This window comes from Mesorhizobium sp. M2D.F.Ca.ET.226.01.1.1, from assembly GCF_004022705.2.
Taxonomy (GTDB): domain Bacteria; phylum Pseudomonadota; class Alphaproteobacteria; order Rhizobiales; family Rhizobiaceae; genus Mesorhizobium.
Map to the genome: position 1 here is coordinate 194,009 of NZ_RZOY02000008.1, position 16,657 is coordinate 210,665.

A 16,657-nucleotide genomic window follows, 5' to 3' on the forward strand; every position below is an offset into this window, starting at 1 on the left:
CCCCGCCATTGGAAGAAAAACTCTCGACGGTCGCTGGTTACCCCACATTGCTTAGTCGGAACTCATTGGTAAGCACGCTCTCATTGGGATCGATCGGACCCAAATTCTTCACGACCCGGAATCGACCGCCCTGCGCCTCAGCAAGGTACATGTTCATGCGAACATGGTGCTGGCCGGGAACCATCTCGGCCGGACCGCCAGGGCCTTCGCTGATCCGGGCGTGGTCAAGCGCCCGGATAACCGTATCGCGCTCGACGCTGCCTGCTTCCTTCACCGCCACTTCCCACATCTTGATTGCCCGGTAGTGGCCGGTGCACCCGCTGCCCGCAGTCAAGGTGGCGCCGCCTGGGAACCGTTCGCTGTAACGGCGCAAGAGCGCGCGGCCGAACGGTTCGTCGAGTTCCTGGTAGTAGTCGAGGCAGCTGTAGAGGCCCTCGATCTGCTCGGACGGCACCAGATTGAAGAAGTTCTCGTCGAAGTAAGTGCAGACGATCCTGCCGCCGCGTTTGCCGAAACCGGCCTTGTGCAATTCTTCGAGAAACGGCGTCAGGCCCGGCGGCACGATGGTGTTGAAAACCACGTCGGTGCCGCTCGCCATAATCTGCTGCACCGTGCGTCGGAAATCGACGGTGTCCAGGGGAAAATACTCCTCGCCGACGATCTCGCCGCCATTGGCGCGCACCGCCCGGCTCGCGGCCTTGTTCAGCAAATGGGGCCAGATGTAATCGGCGGACGGCAAATAGAATTTCCTGGCTCCGGTGGACTTCATAAGCCATGGGATCAGAGGCTCGACCTGCTGCGCGGGCACGGGACCTGTGCAGAAGATCAGGGGATCGTTTTCCTGTCCCTCATACTGTTCGGTATAGATGTAGAGCGTCCTGCCCCGGGTGACCGCCTCGCTCTTGATGGCCAGGCGGGTGGAACTGTAGATGCCGCCGATGACGACATCGACCTTGTCGACGTCGACCAGTTTCGCGGCCTTTGCCTTGGCGACACCGTCGATCGTTTCTCCATCCTCGATGACGAGTTCCACCGGCCGGCCGAGCAGGCCGCCTTTGGCGTTGATGTCATCGACGAGCATGGTGGTTAGGTTGGCGTTGGCAATGCCCATGAAGGACAATGGGCCGGTGAGTTCGGCGATGAGGCCGATCTTGATGGGCTTCGGATCCATCTGAATTCTCCGATTATGGGGTTCGTCTTCGGGGTTTTGTCGGGCGCCGCCGCCGACGGCGGGCGACGCGCGGCGTGGACGTCAGGCCTCGTAGTGGCCGAGCAACAGTGCCGCCTGCGGCTTGCCGACATGGCCGGCTTCCTGCAGGATCGCCGGCACCTCCGGATCCGACACGAAATTCTTCCAGCCCTCGGCGTCCCAGTCGAAGATCGCCCAGACGCGGTCGGGTTCGCTGGGGTCGCGAAACACGGTTGCGCCGTTCGAGCCATGCAGCCGGCGCTTGTCGGCGCCCTTGGTCGAAAAGATACGGATGAAGTGGTCGACGTCCGCCACCTTGGTCGTTGCGAGAAGCATCGGATTTCCTCCTGTCGGTCGCGGCCACCATTGGCCCGTCGACAGGATCACGATGCGCGCCCCGCAGCGGGCGCACATGGGGTGGATTCCCTATGCCGGCATTTCGCCTGGCCGGACAAGGCCGTGCTCGACCGCATAGAGCGCGGCGGCGGCGCGGGTCCCCACGCCAATCTTGGAGTAAACGCTCTCGATATGGTGGTCGGCGGTCTTGGGCGAGATATCGAGCCTGCGAGCCGTCTCCTTTGCGGTCAGGCCGGCGGCGATAAGGCGCAGCACCTCGATCTCGCGCGGCGTCATGCCGGCCAGCGCCTGCGGCAAGGCCCGGCGCGACTGCTGCCCGGCGAACGACAACACGGCCTCGGCGGCGTCCGGGCAGATACAGCCGTCACGAACAGCCGCGCGCAGCTGCGTCGCCGCCGCCTCGCTGGACAGCGCCTTGCGATGCGGACGCTCCTCGCGCGACGTCTGGAAGGCCTCGGCGGCAGCCAGGATCCTGGCCGCCGGAGACAGGTCGGAACCGCCGACCTTGCGGTGATATCCCGACCCATCCAGGCGTTCGTGATGACGCAGCACGAGTGCGCCCATCGCATCGCCGTCACGGCCGAAGGAAGCCAGCGCCCGCTCGCCGTAGTAGGCATGCAGCTGCGCGGCGTCGCGCTCGCGCACCGACAGCGGGCCATTGCGCATCCAGGTCGCCACGGGCACCACGAGTTCGCCGATGTCATGGATGCAGCCCGACCAGCGCAGCGCGCGGACATCGGGATCAGGCAACCCGATCCGTTTCCCGGCACCCGCGGCCAGCTCGGACACCATGCGCGAATGGCCCTGCGTAAATGGCATGCGCATGTCGATCATGTCGGCGATGGCGAGGAACGCCTCGTCGCAAGCCCCCTCATCCAGTGTCACCGGCGGATCGGGCTCCAGCGCCAGGATCGTCTCGCGATCGACCGTGGCGCCAATACCCCGCATCAGCGTCGCCGCGTTGGCCGAGACGAGCCGGGCCAGATCCGCCTCGTACGGGCCGTCGGCCCGACTGGCGATGGTCTCGGCCATCCCGTCGATGCCGACTGCATCGCTGAGCGCAATCGCGTCCTGCGCCAGCGTGATCAGGCGCACGGCCGGCAGGACATCCTCGCCGCTCAAGCCACGCGGCAGGCCCTTGCCGTCCCAGCGTTCGTAGATCTGTCCGAGATTTCGCCGAATCTCGTCAGACAGGCCGAGCCGCTCGCCGATCCGCTGCGCCACCTCACAATGCGCCGTCAGAACCGGACGCGCCACGGCGAGCGCTTGCGACATCGCGGCCTCGAGGGCCTTGGCCTGGGCGTCAGGGGCGAGATCATAGTAGAACCGCTTGAAGGCCTGCACGAAGACCCTGCCCAGTTCCGCACGGTTGCCCATGTCGAGCCCGACAAGATCCTGCCGAAGCGCGATTTCGTCGCCGAAGAGACCTGAGAGCAGGTCCGTATCGGCGTTGCAGCCGACATAACGCAGCATGGACTGGTGATAGGCATTGCGCCGAACCTGCTCCGAAACGCCGGCAAGCTCGGCGATCCGCATTGCGAGCACGCAGGATTTCAGCGCGAAATCGCGCGAATGGCCGGTGGCGAGGTCCGAAGCATAGGCCAGGACCATCATGAAGTCCGCGCGGCGTATCGAGACGTCCGTCATCGTGCACATCCCCAGTGCTCCTTATGCTACCCCTACGATCCAGCAATACCTAGAGGGGAAAGCCGTGAGCCTGCTGCCTTTTCAGCAAAGACTGCCTGGGCCCTAACCCGAACGTTGGCTTGAACCAGAATGCCCAAAGCGGCCAATCCGCTACCCGCAATCGGCGGATGGGCCGCAATTTGAGGACAAGGACTCTCTAGCACTGGCCTTGCCGGGCAATTGGCGCGTCCTCAGGCCCGCTGCGCCTGGCATCCGAGCGGTATGTTATGGCGGATGCCGAGATAGCACTCATCTGACAGGGGCCGACGCCGGCGTCTTGCCGACTCCGCATTGCGTTTCGGCGCTGCCTTGTCCAATAGTCGCATCCATGCTTGAGGCGATCGCGAGTCACTGGTCGACGCTTATCCTGATCCTCTCGCTGGCGATGGCGGCGGTCGGCATCGTGCATGCCATCATGACCAAGGAGGACGTGCGCGCCGCCACCGGCTGGGTCGGCGTGATGCTCCTGTCGCCATTCCTTGGCGCGATCATATACGCCATTGCCGGCATCAACCGCATCCGCCGCGCGACGATCAGCGCCATGCGCCCCGTCTCCAGCGAGGCGGCCGCCGCCAGGCACGACCGCGACGTCGCGCTCGAAGCCCTGATCGGCGCCGAATATGGCCAGCGTTTCAGCGGGCTGAAGACGCTTGGCGACAGGGTGGCGCGGCGACCGCTCACCTCGGGAAACACCATCGCCGTGCTCAAGACCGGCGACGAGGCCTATGCGGCGATGTGCCGGGCGATCGACGCCGCGCAAAGAAGCGTGCTTCTGGAAACCTATATTTTCGACAATGACGCTGTCGGGGCGGTTTTCGTCCAGTCGCTCGGCAACGCCGTCAAGCGCGGCGTCACGGTGCGGGTGCTGATCGACGCCGTCGGCGTGCGCTATTCGGTGCCGAGCATCCTGAAGCAGCTCAGAGAGGCCGACGTCACCGTCGATCTCTTCAACGGCAACATCGTCATGGGCTTGAGACTTCCCTATGCCAATCTCAGGACCCACAGGAAGATCCTGATCGTCGACGGTATGGTCGCATTCACGGGAGGCATGAATATCCGGAAAGGATTTTCGGCCGAATTCGCCGGTTCGGAAAGCTCGCGCGACACGCATTTCGAGGTCAGCGGGCCTGTCGTGGCCGATCTGTTCGCGGTTGCCGCCGAAGACTGGCGCTTTGCCGGCAACGAAGTCTTGAAGGACGGGCCCTGGCAGGTCGAGCGGGCGATACCGCCGCCCGGGCGGCCGATGCTGGTGCGCGCGGTGGCGAGCGGGCCCGACGCGTCAAACGAAACCAACCTGAAGTTGCTGATGGGCGCATTCTCAGTGGCCCGCAAATCGATCCGCATCATGTCGCCCTATTTCCTGCCGGATCGCGAATTCATCAGCGCGCTCACCACCGCCGGCCGGCGCGGCGTCGAAATCGACATCGTCGTGCCGGCGGTGAACAATCTTTTCCTCGTCGACCATGCGATGACGGCGCAGTTCGACCAGGTTCTGAAGCATTATTGCCGCGTCTGGCGTCACGAAGGCGCGTTCGACCATTCCAAGCTGATGGCCATCGACGGCGTGTGGGCCTATGTCGGCTCCTCCAATCTGGACGCCCGCTCGCTCAGGCTGAATTTCGAGATCGACATGGAAGTGCTGGATCAAAACTTTGCCGCCGAGATCGACGCCCGCATCGCGGCCGCCATCGCCACGGCACAACCGGTGACGCTGCAGACGCTGAAGGAAAGACCGTTCATAATCCGCGTCTTCGACCGCTTGCTGTGGCTGGGATCGCCCTATCTTTAGAGCAGGAAAACGAGCATCGGGATCATGGAGATAAACGACATAAAAGGCCGCAGCCTCCCCGAAACCGTGCTGCTTACGATCCGCGGCAGAAACGCGCGCAAGGCCAAGGCGACGCCGCGCAAGCGCGTCGATGGCGCCGAAATCGTCGTTGCCTCCTACAACGTCCACAAATGCATCGGCACCGACCGCAAATTCGACCCCGAACGGACGGCCCGCGTCATCCGCGAGATGAGCCCGGACGTGATTGCGCTGCAGGAAGCCGACAACCGCTTCGGCGACAAGGCCGGGCTGCTCGACCTCAACCGCCTCGAACACGATACCGGGCTGGTGCCGGTGCCGGTCATCGGCAACGGCAAGGGGCATGGCTGGCGCGGCAACGTGCTTCTGTTCAAGCGCGGCACCGTGCGCGACGTCCATCAGATCAAGCTGCCCGGGCTGGAGCCGCGCGGCGCGCTGGTCGCCGAGATCGATCTCGACGAGAAACGCAGCCTGCGCGTCATCGCCGCCCATCTCGGCCTTTTGCGCCGCTCGCGCTCCGAACAGGCGCGCGTCGTGCTCGACATCATGAGCAGCGCCGACGAGAGGCCGACGCTGCTGCTTGGCGACCTCAACGAATGGCGGCTCGGCAACCGCTCGGCGCTGAACACGCTGCACACGACCTTCGGGCCGACGCCGCCGGCGGTGCCGACCTTCCCGTCCGGCCTGCCGGTGCTGGCGCTCGACCGCATCATGGGCAACCGGCATGACCTTGTTTCAGCGGTGGAGGCGCATGACACGCCGCTGTCGCGCGTCGCCTCCGACCACCTGCCGCTGACGGCTTTCGTGCATCTTTAGCGAAGGTCAGGCCGTGGCGTGGCTTGCGGGAGGCTGGGCCGTCGGCGCCATTGGCGGCCCGACGATCTCGGCCTCATAGCGGGCGCTGACACGCTTCAGGGCCTCGATATCCGGCGGCGACGCCGGAGGCAGTCCTTCCGCCTCCGCCGGCCGTCCGGCGTCTATGAAAACGCCCTCGCCGCCACCTGGTGTCAGCAGCGTCAGCATCCGCGCCGGCTTGTCGCCCTCGACCACGAAAGTGTGGGGAACGTTTCGCGGCAGGAACACGAATGACCCGGCGGCGGCCCGGAAGGTGCGATCGCCGCATTTCATCGTCAACTCCCCTTCGAGCACGTAGAAGGACTCGTCCTCGCGGCGATGGACATGCAGCGGCGGCGAGAAACCCGGCGCGATAAGGGATTCCAGCAGGCCGAAGCCGCCCCCGGTGCTGGCCTCGGTGGCCTTCACCGTCATGCGGTTCCTCAGAAACCAGATTGCTTCCCCCTCACCCGGTCCCAGGAACCGTGCGTCGTCGGCGGTATGGCTGGAGATCGTCATTAAAGCCCCCTTTCAGATGTGCAATGTCTATATTGCACTCTTGTGCAATTAATGCACTCCGGTATACTTAGCTCGCATGAATGTCAATCCACACCCCCGCACCGCGCAGAAACGGCGCACCCGCAAGGCGATCGTCGACGCGGCGATCGCGCTGCTCGCCGGTGGCGAGACGCCGACCGTCAACGACGTGGCCGCGGCGGCCGACGTCTCGCGAAGAACCGTCTATCTCTACTTTCCGAGCTTCGATCAGCTGCTGCTCGATGCAACGGTCGGCGCGCTTAGCCAGGCCTCGGTCGATCGTGCCATCGAACAGGCGACCGACGATGGCGAAGCGCGCTTGGAGCACCTGGTCCGTGCGTTGCATCACGTCAGTCCCGAGGTCGAGCGCCTCGGGCGCTCACTGATCCGCCTGACCGTAGACGGTGCGCCGTCCGAGCAAGGCGTGCCGCGCCGCGGCTACCGGCGGATCGAATGGATCGAACGGGCATTGTCGCCATTGCGGGACCGGCTGGAACCGGACCGCTGGAACCGGCTCGTCCGCGCGCTGGCCATGGTGATCGGCTGGGAGGCGCTGATCGTCCAGCGCGATATCTGCGGCCTCAGCGCGGCCGAGGGCGAGGACCTGTCGGTATGGACGGCCAACGCGCTGGTGAAGGCGGCGCTGGAGGAGGAGCAAAAGGCTGGCGCTCCAACATCAGGGAGGCGAAAGAATAAGGATAGGCTGGCAAAGTAGCGTTCCTTTACGTGTGCGGCAGGACAGCGCTGTCCCGCCAGCATCGCAAGTTTACTCTCCGCGACAAAGGCCTACCCTTCCCTCAGCCAGACCAGCATCTCGCCGGGCTCGCGGTTGTCCCAGGCAAAATAGGGTACGGCCTTGAGCTTCGTTTCCTCAGTCGCCGGCGGCTCGGAACGGTAGAGATCGGCGCCCCAGTTCTCTGTTTCGGCCCGGTTGCCGATGGCCGAAAGGGTGACGATGCCGCCGAGCAGGTTCGGCTCCTTGTGTGCTTCCAGCCTGGCCGTACGCGGCAGGGCGATGCGGTGCAGTCCGCCGCCATTGTCGGTTTCCTCGACACAATAGAGCAGCGGGCCGCGCGCCAGCGCCACGCGGCCGATGTCCTGGCGTACATTCGGGTTGGCGAAGAGGCGGGCCATCGACATTTCGAGGTCGAGTTCGACGCGATCGCCCTGGCGCCATTCGCGCCGGATCGCGGCGTAGCCGTCGCTTGTCATCGCTTCGAGATCGATCAGCTTGCCGTTCACCTTGAGCGCCGCCTTGCGGCACCAGGCGGGTATGCGCAAATGGAGCGTGAACTCCACCGGCGCGTCCGGCCCGACCTCGATCGCAACCGCGCCGTCCCAAGGATAGTTGCTGGTCTGGACGAGAGTGACCTGCCGTCCGGCGATCTCGAAGCGGGCAGTCGAGTCGCCATAGAGATGCACTGCCAGCGCATCGTCGGCGAGCCCGTAGAAATAGCTGCCGATCGACGCCACCATGCGACCGATATTGGGCGGGCAGCACGGGCAGCGATGCCACTTCCAGCGGTGATGGCCGCCCCGGCTCTCCAGCGGGTTCTCATAGAAGAACAGCGAGCCGTCGAGCGACAGGCCGGAGATCGAGCCGTTGTACAAGGCCCGTTCCATTATGTCGGCGTAGCGGGCGTTCGGCCCCATGCCGAGCATGCGGCTTGCCCAGAACACCAGGCCGACCGAGGCGCAGGTCTCGGCATAGGCTGTGTCGTTGGGCAGGTCATAGTCGCTCGTAAAACCCTCATTGTGCGCGGACGGGCCGAGGCCGCCGGTGACGTAGAGGCTCTTGGTCATCAGATCGTCCCACAGACGATCGAGCGCGACGCGCAGCGTGTCGTCGCCATATTCGGTGGCGATATCGGCCATGCCGGAATAGAGATACATCGCCCTCACCGCGTGGCCGACGACCTTGTCCTGGTCACGCACCGGCTTGTGCGACTGGTTATATTCGTAAGTCTTGAAGTGATAGGCCTTCGGGTCGGCGCCGCGGGCGCGCGCCTCCTCGTCGAAATAATGCGGCTGCTGGCCCCGCTGGTCGATGAAGTATTTGGCGAGATCCATGTATCTCTTCTCGCCCGTCACCCGCGCGAGCTTGACCAGCGCCAGCTCGATCTCCTCATGGCCGCAGTACCCTTTTTTCTTGCCGGGTTCGGGGCCGAACACCGAGGCGATGTGGTCGGCGTAGCGGCACATGATGTCCAGCAGCTTGCGTTTTCCCGTCGCCTGGAAGTAGGCGACAGCGCCCTCGATCAGATGGCCGGCGCAATAGAGCTCGTGGCAGTCGCGCAGGTTGGTCCAGCGCAGGCCGGGCTGGATGCGCTGGTACCAGCTGGAGAGATAGCCGTCCTCCTGCTGCAGCTTTTCGTAGAGGTCGATGACGGCGTCGATCTTCTTCTCCAGATCCGGGTTGCGGCGCCGGTAGAGCGAATAGGCGGCGGTCTCGATGGTCTTGCCCCAGTCGGAATCCCAGAACATCTGCGTCGTCACCGTCGATCCGGTGAAGGTCGGACTAGCTGCCTCGTCCGGCGACGGCGAATGGAAGGGGATGACGACGCCCGGCGACGGCCGGTCGGGATCGATCTGCTCCAGCATGCGCGCCTCGACGCAGCGGTCGTAGAGGATGCCGGCCGTCTTGCTGGCAACCGCGTCGACGCGGTCGCCCCAGAAACCGCGGACATCGACCTGCGGCACGGGCAGCGGCCGGAAGGCCAGCCTCGGTTTGGCGGCCGGGGCTGCGGCGGCGGATTGCGTTGCGGTCATCAACTTCACTCCATTCGAATGCGATTTATTTGACGGCCCCGGCCATGAGGCCGCGGATGTAGAAGCGCTGCAGCGCCAGGAAGAGGATCAGGCAAGGCACCATCATCACCGTGACGCCGGCCTGCACCGCGCCCCAGTCGATGGCGCCGAAGCGGCCGGACTGCAGCGCGGTCATCATCACCGGCAGGGTGAATTTGGACTGGTCGGTCATCAGCACGAGGGCGGCCAGGAACTCGTTCCAGGCGCCGAGGAAGGCGAACAGCGCGATGGTGACGACACCCGGCCAGACTAGCGGCAGCATCACCTTGATGAGCATGGTGACGTTGTTGGCGCCGTCCATGCGCGCCGCCTCCTCGATCTCGCGCGGCACGGCGTCGAAGGCGTTGCGCATCATGAAGATCGAGAACGGCAGTTGCAGCGTGACATAGACGCAGACCAGCCCCGTCAGCGTGTTGTGGAGACCCAGCCTGGTCAGCACAAGGAAGATCGGCGTCAGGATCGACTGGAACGGAATCATGATCGTCGACAGGATGAGGACGAAGAAGAAGTCCCGGAACGGAAAGCGAAAGCGCGAAAAGCCGTAGCCGGCCAGTACGCTGACCAGCACCGAAAGCAGCACCGTCATCACCGAGACATAGATGCTGTTCTGCGCCGAGACCCACAACCCATCGCCGAAGGAGTTCAGCGTCTCGTAATTCTCGACCGAGAAGCCGGTGGTCGGCCAGGGCGGCAGCGGCGGCTGGCGGGCCTCCTGCGCCGGCTTGAAGGTCGACAGCACGGTCCACACGATCGGCGCCAGGAACAGCACCGAGGCGATAATGCCGGTGGAATGCCTGGCGAGGCTGAAGGCGGCCTTGCGGTTCTGCGACATCGCCTCGGCCATCAGTCGAGCCCCTCGGGCTTGCGCAGCAGCCAGAGCTGGATGAGGCTCAGCGCCACCAGGATGGCCAGCAGCACCATGGAGAGTGCCGCGCCATAGCCAAGCTTGAACGACACGAAGGACTGATTGAAGATCCAGTAGACCGCCGTCAGCGTCTGGTTGCGCGGACCGCCGCGCAGGATGATGTAGAACTGGTCGAAGGCGAGGATCGAGCCCGCCACAGACAGGATCAGCGCCAGCGCCAGCGTGCGGCGCATCAGCGGCAGCGTGATCGCCCTGAACCTTGCAAACGGGCCGGCGCCATCGATGACGGCGGCCTCCTGCAGGTCCTGCGGGATCGACTGCAGGCCGGTCATCAGGATGATCATGGTGAAGCCGGCGACCTTCCAGACCACCATGGCGATGATCGACCAGAAGGCTGGCTGGAAGGTGGCCAGAAGATTGACCTTCTTCTCGGTCAGGCCGAGGTCGAAGGCGGCGGGGCTGAACAAGCCGGAATCGACGTTGAGCAGCCAGGACCAGAGCAGGCTCGCCGAGGCGAAGCCCACCACCGCCGGCATGAAGAAGGCGGTGCGGTAGAGATTGGTGAGCGGGCGCGGCTTTTCGATGAAGATCGCCAGCGGAAAGGCGACGGCGAAGATCGCGATGGTGACGATCACCGTGTAGTAGAAGGTGAATTTCAGCGCGTTCCAGAAGCGCGTGTCGCGCAGGATCGCGACGTAATTGTCGAGACCGATAAAGGAATGCTCGCCCATCAGCGGCCAGTTGTTGAGCGACATCCAGGCTGTCATGCCGAGCGGGATGACGAAGAAGACGACGACGAAAGCCACAGCCGGCAGGACATAGAGCAGGCCCACCCACTGCCGGCGGCTGGTGGCGTGTGTTCGCGCAGGCGCTGAGGCTGTGATGGCGGTCATGGCTGGACTCCCCCTTCTCCCCTTGTGGGGTGAGAAGCGGTCCGCGCAGCGGACGAAAAGCCAATTGCTTGGCTTTTCGAGCTTCGAACGCCCTGAGCCTGCGAAGGGTCGGGTGGTGGATCGGCGCGAAGCGCCGAGACGGATGAGGGGTGTTCCAGGGAACACCAGCGTCTCACTCCGCTGGAACACCCCTCATCCGTCGCCTTTGGCGACACCTTCTCCCACAAGGGGAGAAGGGGGAGCGAGCCTCGCGGCGCCCTCAAATTGACGAAGGTAGTGAAAGTGAGCTGTCTCAACGCGGTGGTCCTGCAGTTGGACGATACATCATCCGGCCGCCCGGCCAGGGAGACGGGGCGGGCGGCCGGTCAGAGCCTTGGCGGCGAGGCGTTGCGCGTTCCCCACCGCCGGCTGGCCCTGGTGTCTACTTGTTCGGCGCCTGGTCGATGATCGACTGCATTGTGTCCTGCGCGTTCTTGATGGCGCCGTCGACGTCGTCGCCGAAGAACACCTCGTTGATCATCTGCGTCCACGGACCGTTGGCGGAGTTGATCAGGTCGTTGAACACCACCGAATAGGGCGTCCTGCCCTTGGCCATGGCCTCGGCCGCCACCTGGTAGCGCGGATCGAGATCCTTTAGCGCGTCCTTGGCGATGTCGTTGCGCACCGGCAGGCTGCCATATTTGGCGAGGATGGTCTGGCCTTCGAGCGAATAGGCGAAGTCCAAAAACTCCTTCACCACGGCGATCTTCTTGGTGCCCTTGGTGACGACGAAATTGTCGCCGCCGGCGAAGGACGACCAGCCGCCATCCTTGCCCGGCAGGAAGGTGATGCCGTAGTCGATGTCCGGGTACTGCGTGTTGAGCGCGCCGATGGCGAAGGCGCCGGATGGCGAGATGCCGATCTTGCCGCCGGCGAAGGCGGCGAAGAAATTGGCGCCGGTGTCGGTCTGCGCGCCCTCGGGCACCAGCCCCTTCTTGATCATCGAGCGGTAGAGGTCGATCGCGCCGCGCAGCTGCGGGCTGTCCAGCGTCGCCTTCGAGCCGTCCTCCGACAGGATGTCGCCGCCCGAGGCCCAGATCAGCGGCGTGAAGGTGAAAATGTTGCAGCCGCCGCAATTGCCGGAGAAATAGAAGCCCTTGATATCGCCGCCGAGCCCGTTGACCTTTTCGGCGTCGGCCTCGATCTCGGCCCAGTTGGTCGGCCCCTTCTCCGGGTCGAGGCCGGCCTGCTTGAACAGCTTCTTGTTCCAGATCAGCACCGAGGCATCGGCCGAGAACGGCAGGCCGTAAATATGGTCCTTATAGGTGCCGGTCTTCACATGCGCCGGCGACAGGCTGGCGAAATAGGGCAAGGATTTCGCCCAGTCGGTGATGTCCTCCAACTGGCCTGCGGCGGCGAAGGACGGCGTGTAGATCAGGTCGAGCGACAGCGCGTCGGGAGCCGTGCCGCCGGCCGCGGCCGCGCCATATTTCGGGATGATCTCGGCGTTTGGAATGATGTCGAGCTTGATCTGGTCCTTATGCGCCTTGTTGAAGGCGTCGACGATGCGCGGCATGAAATTCGAGCCGTCGGCGCGCACCCAGATGTTGGCGGTCTCGGCGGAAGCCGCCCCGAGGCCGCCGCCGATGACGGCGGCGGCAAGCGCCAGCTTGGCAAGCATGGTGTTCACGTTATTCCTCCTCATGGTTCTCCTCCCAGTTTCGGCCACGCCGCCCGGCGGAACCGGGCGCGTAGCCTTGTTGCTTCATTCCGGCGGACTTCCGCATGACTGACGCACCACCAGCCGGCACGGCAGTTTCCTGATGCCCGGCACGGCCGCCCGGCCGCCCACGAGCGAAAGCAGGGCAAGTCCGGCCTCGCGGCCGAGGCTCGCCAGGTTCATGTCGACGGAGGTCAGCGGCGGGCGCGTCGCCTCGGCCACGATCTCCCAATTGTCGAAGCCGATGACGCCGACATCCTCGGGCACGCGAATGCCGCGCTCGCGCAGCGCGTCTATGACGCCGCGGGCGATCTGGTCGTTGCCGCAGAAGACGGCGTCCGGCCAGCCTTCCCTGCCCGCCTTGCCGAACAGCTTTGCCACCGCCTCATGGCCCCAGGCTTCCGACCAGGCGCCAAGCAGCGGCTCGGCCGTGGGCAAGCCGTGCTCCTGAAGTACCTCCCGGCAAGCCTCGGCCCGCGCATGCACCACCGCGAAGCTCTCCGGGCCGCTGACATGGGTGATGCGGCGGCGCCCGAGCCGCACAAAATGCTCGACCGCCAGCCGCGCGCCGCCGGCATCGTCGGAGACGAGGCCGACCGCGCCGGGATCGGGCTGGGTGAAGGCGTAGACAACGGGCACGCGCAGGTTGGAGAGGTCGACCGGCAGATGGCGGTCGATGCGTTTTCCGGTGGCGATGATGCCGTCGACGCGCTTGTCGAGCATGGCCTCGACATGCAGCTGGCCGAGACGGGTGTCGTCCTCGACATTGCACAGGAACACCGACACGCCATTGTCGACCAGCGCATCCGAGACGCCGGCCATCAGCGGCAGCGAGAAGCGGCCATAGGTGTCGTTGGTGAGCAGGCCGACGGTAAACGAGCGCTTACGCAAAAGGCTCTGCGCCAGGCTGTTCGGCCGGAAGCCGAGCAGCCGCGCCGTCTCGCGGATGCGCTCGCGCGTCTCCGCCGTCATGCGCCCCTGCCCGTTCAGCGCCTTGGACGCCGTCGCCACGCTGACGCCGGCCGCGGCCGCCACCTCGCGCAGTGTGACCGGCGGCTTGGCTGAAACTGGCGCTGGCTCGGCGTCGGCGGACATTTCTCGAGGCGCATCCCTGAGTTGGGAAAAGGTTTTCTCTTATCGCCCTGCGCGGTGATGACGGGTGAGGTCAGCAAGCGCGGAACGATTTGGGAAAAGGTTTTCTCAGAGAGAGATTAGGCGAAGGTGGAGGGGTTGGCAAGGGGGAACACGAGGGTGGCGACGATGAAAGCTTGTTAGCGTGAGGTTGCCGAGTTCTGTATAGCCGGCTGCGGATGTGTTTGAACCAGATCGTTGCGCCTATTGTGTGTCTCGGTGACAAAATCTATGAACGCAACAGCAGCACCGACGGCGAGGCGAGCATGACGAGGTTCGAGTCCTCTGTGCTGTCCATCTCTGCCATGACCAGATCCATATAGGCCTCGCAGCTCTGCTAGATATTGGGTGAGCGAACCGAGGTTTCGTAAGATCAACCGGACGGTTTCCGCTCCTTTTGCCTCATCCGAAATACCCTCCGGGACTAGCCGCAATTCCTTCGCCAAAGTCTTCGTAAGTTCCGGGAGATCAGCCTTCTTGGGCACCTCAATACCTCGCTTTGCGAGGATGCTCTTGCAGCACGACTCGACGAGTTCCTTGGCCGTTCCTATTGCCAGCGCAGGATCACGTTCTACGGATTGCTCTAGGCGCTCGATTTCCTTCTGCATCCAAGCGGCGTCAAGGGCGTCGGCAACCGTCCTCGCTCTCGACACCGACCGTGCGCTCGTGCCCTGGAAGCACATCGCTACGAAACGCGGACGGCCTGCGATTCTCTCTTCTTCGACCAAATGCCAGCCTTCTCGGCGCAATTGGTCATTAAACTGCTGGACGAGCGCCAATGTTTCGTTCCGATCCGGTCGAACGACGGGGTGCACCATTTCGCATAGAAACCGAAGAAACAGGTCGGTCGGCCCATGTAGAAGATTGAAGCGCGAATCACTATAGACCCAGTCATTATCCCAGTCTTCGTTGTTGACGCGATGCTGCCAGATATCTCCAGCGGAGTCTTTGAAGCGACTGTCGAAAGAGCGAAGGTTCTGGAGGTCATAGAGTCTTTGGAGAAATTCGACTTCGTCCAGTCGTCCACTCCAAACACAGAATCGAGCCGAAGCCCATCGAAGATGTTCTGCCGGATGGCGATAGATACCTCTCCCTCACCACTTCGCCAGTCTTCCCGTTGGGCTATCCGTGGGGCAATTTTCACCCCAAACCAATCGGAAGTATATTGTTCAAGGATTGGTTTGAGCCGCGCTGAAACCTGTTCTTCCAGTCCTTCTCTTTTCGTTCCGAGGCGCGCGTACTCCGCTGGGTCGATTAGTAGGTATATTGTCCATATTGCAGTCCCGCCGTTCCAATTGTCGTAGCCGGTCTCATCGAACCTTGGCGCCGACTTCTTAAGGAGTTCAGCGGCCTCGTTCATACCTTCTGCAATCAGCATATCGCATGCGGCGGCGAGGTATTGTTCGGGGTCAGCGGCTATGTCTTTCATCGGTTTTCTCACGTCGATTCGTGGGTTCGCCAGGCGAATTGCTAAGAGAAGAAGATTTGATATGGCATCACTCTGTACGTATCATTGCTGGCAATCACCTCCAAGTATCACTCGCCAAAGACACTTATGGCCAAGACGTTCAATGAACTGCTGACCGCCGTAGGAATCACGCCGACCGATGTCTGCGTCATTCGCCACCACACAGCCGAGCGCGGCAAGGACTTCGCGACGCTGCACGATCTATGGCGTGACAATCTTGCGGGGTTTACGCGTTATCAGGCAACTCAGGAGGCCGGACGGCCGATCTTCCGCCAGCGCAAGATTTGGGCTGCTTTCGTAAAGCCGATGGCCGATGAGACCATGTTCATCGGTCTGTTCGATGCGACCCTGGCGGGGACGCGGAAGGCGGATTGGCTTTGCGACTACCGAGGCGACAAACCTCGTGGAGGCGAACCAGTCGATATCTTTATGACGCGGCCACGCCCCGAGCTTTCCGATCGTATCGGCATTCTGCGTGTCGATTGGCCAGATGAAAACCGGCGAACCTGGGCGCGAAAAGCGGAAGGGCTAATACTGCCACTTTCTACTCGGCAGCCTGCCGCGCCCACCGGACCGATAGCCGGGGAAGCATTGATTGGCGCCCTATCCAGTCTAGGCTTCTCAACCACTCATGCTACCCAGAAGCTCATCCAGTTGCGCCGTGGCGAGCTCGTTGTCTACGTGAAGCGGGATATCGAGACACGGCCCATGGTTGTGCATCCACATTATATCGATCGTGCAGAGGATTTCCGCGCCCTTGGCGGTGTGGAAGTTCCCAACCCGGCGCGAACCTACGTCAACAGTAACCTGCGAGCTTTTCCAGCCTTCCATGCCGATCATCGCGACAGTGGGGGACGTCATGGCTTTGCCATCGGAGTTGATGCAAGCCGCCTTCGCGCTCTGGTTAACCTACTGGAGCAGGGTGCGACGATCTCCACGCCGGACGGCGACGTGCGCGTGGTCGCGTCGGAAGAAGATCCGCTTACAGAGCAAGAGCGGTTGCAGGCCGCGAGGATCGGACAGGGCGAATTTCGCGACGCGCTGATGATTTACTGGAAAGGCGCTTGCCCGGTCGCCGGCGTTGATCATCTAGCGCTGCTTCGCGCCTCACACATCAAGCCCTGGCGCGAGGCTTCGAACGCCGAGCGCCTCGATCCGTTCAACGGGCTTCTCCTGTGTGCCCATATTGATGCGCTGTTCGACCGCAATCTGATCACGTTCGAAGACGACGGCCTGATAAAGATCTCATCGCTGCTATCGGCCGAGAATCGCGCTCGCTTGGGGCTCGATCCGGCCTGTCGAATCTCGGGTCTCGATATGCGGCACCGGCCCTTTCTCGCGCATCATCGAAGTCGATTTCGGCCCTAACCAGTCAGGAGATTT

At 63.5% G+C, this 16,657-nt stretch carries 14 protein-coding genes; 4 read left to right on the forward strand and 10 right to left on the reverse strand.

The genetic code is table 11. The features are described 5' to 3' along the window. Positions 1–37: 37 nt before the first annotated feature. The 3 genes from EN869_RS19870 to EN869_RS19880 form a co-directional block, all read right to left on the reverse strand. Positions 38–1,171: a substrate-binding protein gene (locus EN869_RS19870; protein WP_127227387.1), complete on the reverse strand. Its 1,134-nt coding sequence runs from the start codon at positions 1,169–1,171 to the stop codon at positions 38–40. Positions 1,172–1,252: 81 nt separating this feature from the next. Then, positions 1,253–1,525 (reverse strand): hypothetical protein, encoded by a 273-nt coding sequence (locus tag EN869_RS19875; RefSeq protein ID WP_027024197.1) that lies wholly within the window; start codon positions 1,523–1,525, stop codon positions 1,253–1,255. A 90-nt stretch (positions 1,526–1,615) separates the two neighbouring features. Then, positions 1,616–3,193 (reverse strand): HD domain-containing phosphohydrolase, encoded by a 1,578-nt coding sequence (locus tag EN869_RS19880; protein WP_127227386.1) that lies wholly within the window; start codon positions 3,191–3,193, stop codon positions 1,616–1,618. Between the two features lie 367 nt (positions 3,194–3,560). Here EN869_RS19880 and EN869_RS19885 point away from each other — a divergent pair, with 367 nt between their 5' ends. Then, complete coding sequence (locus tag EN869_RS19885) at positions 3,561–5,021, forward strand: phospholipase D-like domain-containing protein (protein ID WP_127227385.1); 1,461 nt, start codon at positions 3,561–3,563, stop codon at positions 5,019–5,021. Positions 5,022–5,045: 24 nt separating this feature from the next. Then, positions 5,046–5,855, forward strand: a complete 810-nt coding sequence (locus EN869_RS19890; RefSeq protein WP_167498624.1) for an endonuclease/exonuclease/phosphatase family protein — start codon at positions 5,046–5,048, stop codon at positions 5,853–5,855. A gap of 6 nt (positions 5,856–5,861) precedes the next feature. Here EN869_RS19890 and EN869_RS19895 read toward each other — a convergent pair whose 3' ends face one another. Then, entirely contained in the window at positions 5,862–6,392 is a 531-nt protein-coding gene (locus tag EN869_RS19895) for a quercetin 2,3-dioxygenase (RefSeq protein WP_127227384.1), read from the reverse strand. Positions 6,393–6,468: 76 nt separating this feature from the next. Between EN869_RS19895 and EN869_RS19900 the strand changes: the two genes are divergently transcribed. Beyond that, positions 6,469–7,125 carry a TetR/AcrR family transcriptional regulator gene (locus EN869_RS19900; RefSeq protein ID WP_127227383.1) on the forward strand — a complete coding sequence of 219 codons (657 nt, stop codon included), beginning with the start codon at positions 6,469–6,471 and terminating at the stop codon, positions 7,123–7,125. A 71-nt stretch (positions 7,126–7,196) separates the two neighbouring features. Here EN869_RS19900 and EN869_RS19905 read toward each other — a convergent pair whose 3' ends face one another. From EN869_RS19905 to EN869_RS35105, 6 genes are all read right to left on the reverse strand, one after another. Next, entirely contained in the window at positions 7,197–9,179 is a 1,983-nt protein-coding gene (locus tag EN869_RS19905; RefSeq protein ID WP_127227382.1) for a glycoside hydrolase family 127 protein, read from the reverse strand. 25 nt (positions 9,180–9,204) lie between these two features. Next, positions 9,205–10,062, reverse strand: coding sequence for a carbohydrate ABC transporter permease (locus tag EN869_RS19910; RefSeq protein ID WP_127227381.1), 858 nt, complete (start codon positions 10,060–10,062; stop codon positions 9,205–9,207). Continuing rightward, complete coding sequence (locus EN869_RS19915; protein WP_127227380.1) at positions 10,062–10,976, reverse strand: sugar ABC transporter permease; 915 nt, start codon at positions 10,974–10,976, stop codon at positions 10,062–10,064. The genes EN869_RS19910 and EN869_RS19915 overlap by 1 nt, the downstream gene beginning before the upstream one ends. 421 nt (positions 10,977–11,397) lie before the next feature. Then, a complete protein-coding gene (locus EN869_RS19920) occupies positions 11,398–12,645 on the reverse strand; it encodes a sugar ABC transporter substrate-binding protein (RefSeq protein ID WP_127227379.1) in 1,248 nt (415 codons plus the stop codon). Between the two features lie 75 nt (positions 12,646–12,720). After that, entirely contained in the window at positions 12,721–13,770 is a 1,050-nt protein-coding gene (locus tag EN869_RS19925) for a LacI family DNA-binding transcriptional regulator (protein WP_127227378.1), read from the reverse strand. Positions 13,771–14,491: 721 nt separating this feature from the next. Next, the gene (locus EN869_RS35105; protein WP_245489441.1) at positions 14,492–15,235 is read right to left on the reverse strand and encodes a hypothetical protein; all 744 of its coding nucleotides are present in this window, start codon (positions 15,233–15,235) and stop codon (positions 14,492–14,494) included. Between the two features lie 126 nt (positions 15,236–15,361). Between EN869_RS35105 and EN869_RS35110 the strand changes: the two genes are divergently transcribed. Next, on the forward strand, positions 15,362–16,642 hold the full coding sequence (locus tag EN869_RS35110; protein ID WP_245489440.1) for an HNH endonuclease signature motif containing protein: 1,281 nt from the start codon (positions 15,362–15,364) through the stop codon (positions 16,640–16,642). Positions 16,643–16,657: the final 15 nt, after the last annotated feature.

Excerpts from the sequence above, each read along its gene's own strand:
- EN869_RS19870 (WP_127227387.1), bottom strand. The coding sequence starts at position 1,171 with ATGGATCCGAAGCCCATCAAGATCGGCCTCATCGCCGAACTCACCGGC.
- EN869_RS19875 (WP_027024197.1), bottom strand. The coding sequence starts at position 1,525 with ATGCTTCTCGCAACGACCAAGGTGGCGGACGTCGACCACTTCATCCGT.
- EN869_RS19880 (WP_127227386.1), bottom strand. The coding sequence starts at position 3,193 with ATGACGGACGTCTCGATACGCCGCGCGGACTTCATGATGGTCCTGGCC.
- EN869_RS19885 (WP_127227385.1), top strand. The coding sequence starts at position 3,561 with ATGCTTGAGGCGATCGCGAGTCACTGGTCGACGCTTATCCTGATCCTC.
- EN869_RS19890 (WP_167498624.1), top strand. The coding sequence starts at position 5,046 with ATGGAGATAAACGACATAAAAGGCCGCAGCCTCCCCGAAACCGTGCTG.
- EN869_RS19895 (WP_127227384.1), bottom strand. The coding sequence starts at position 6,392 with ATGACGATCTCCAGCCATACCGCCGACGACGCACGGTTCCTGGGACCG.
- EN869_RS19900 (WP_127227383.1), top strand. The coding sequence starts at position 6,469 with ATGAATGTCAATCCACACCCCCGCACCGCGCAGAAACGGCGCACCCGC.
- EN869_RS19905 (WP_127227382.1), bottom strand. The coding sequence starts at position 9,179 with ATGACCGCAACGCAATCCGCCGCCGCAGCCCCGGCCGCCAAACCGAGG.
- EN869_RS19910 (WP_127227381.1), bottom strand. The coding sequence starts at position 10,062 with ATGGCCGAGGCGATGTCGCAGAACCGCAAGGCCGCCTTCAGCCTCGCC.
- EN869_RS19915 (WP_127227380.1), bottom strand. The coding sequence starts at position 10,976 with ATGACCGCCATCACAGCCTCAGCGCCTGCGCGAACACACGCCACCAGC.
- EN869_RS19925 (WP_127227378.1), bottom strand. The coding sequence starts at position 13,770 with ATGTCCGCCGACGCCGAGCCAGCGCCAGTTTCAGCCAAGCCGCCGGTC.
- EN869_RS35105 (WP_245489441.1), bottom strand. The coding sequence starts at position 15,235 with ATGAAAGACATAGCCGCTGACCCCGAACAATACCTCGCCGCCGCATGC.
- EN869_RS35110 (WP_245489440.1), top strand. The coding sequence starts at position 15,362 with ATGGCCAAGACGTTCAATGAACTGCTGACCGCCGTAGGAATCACGCCG.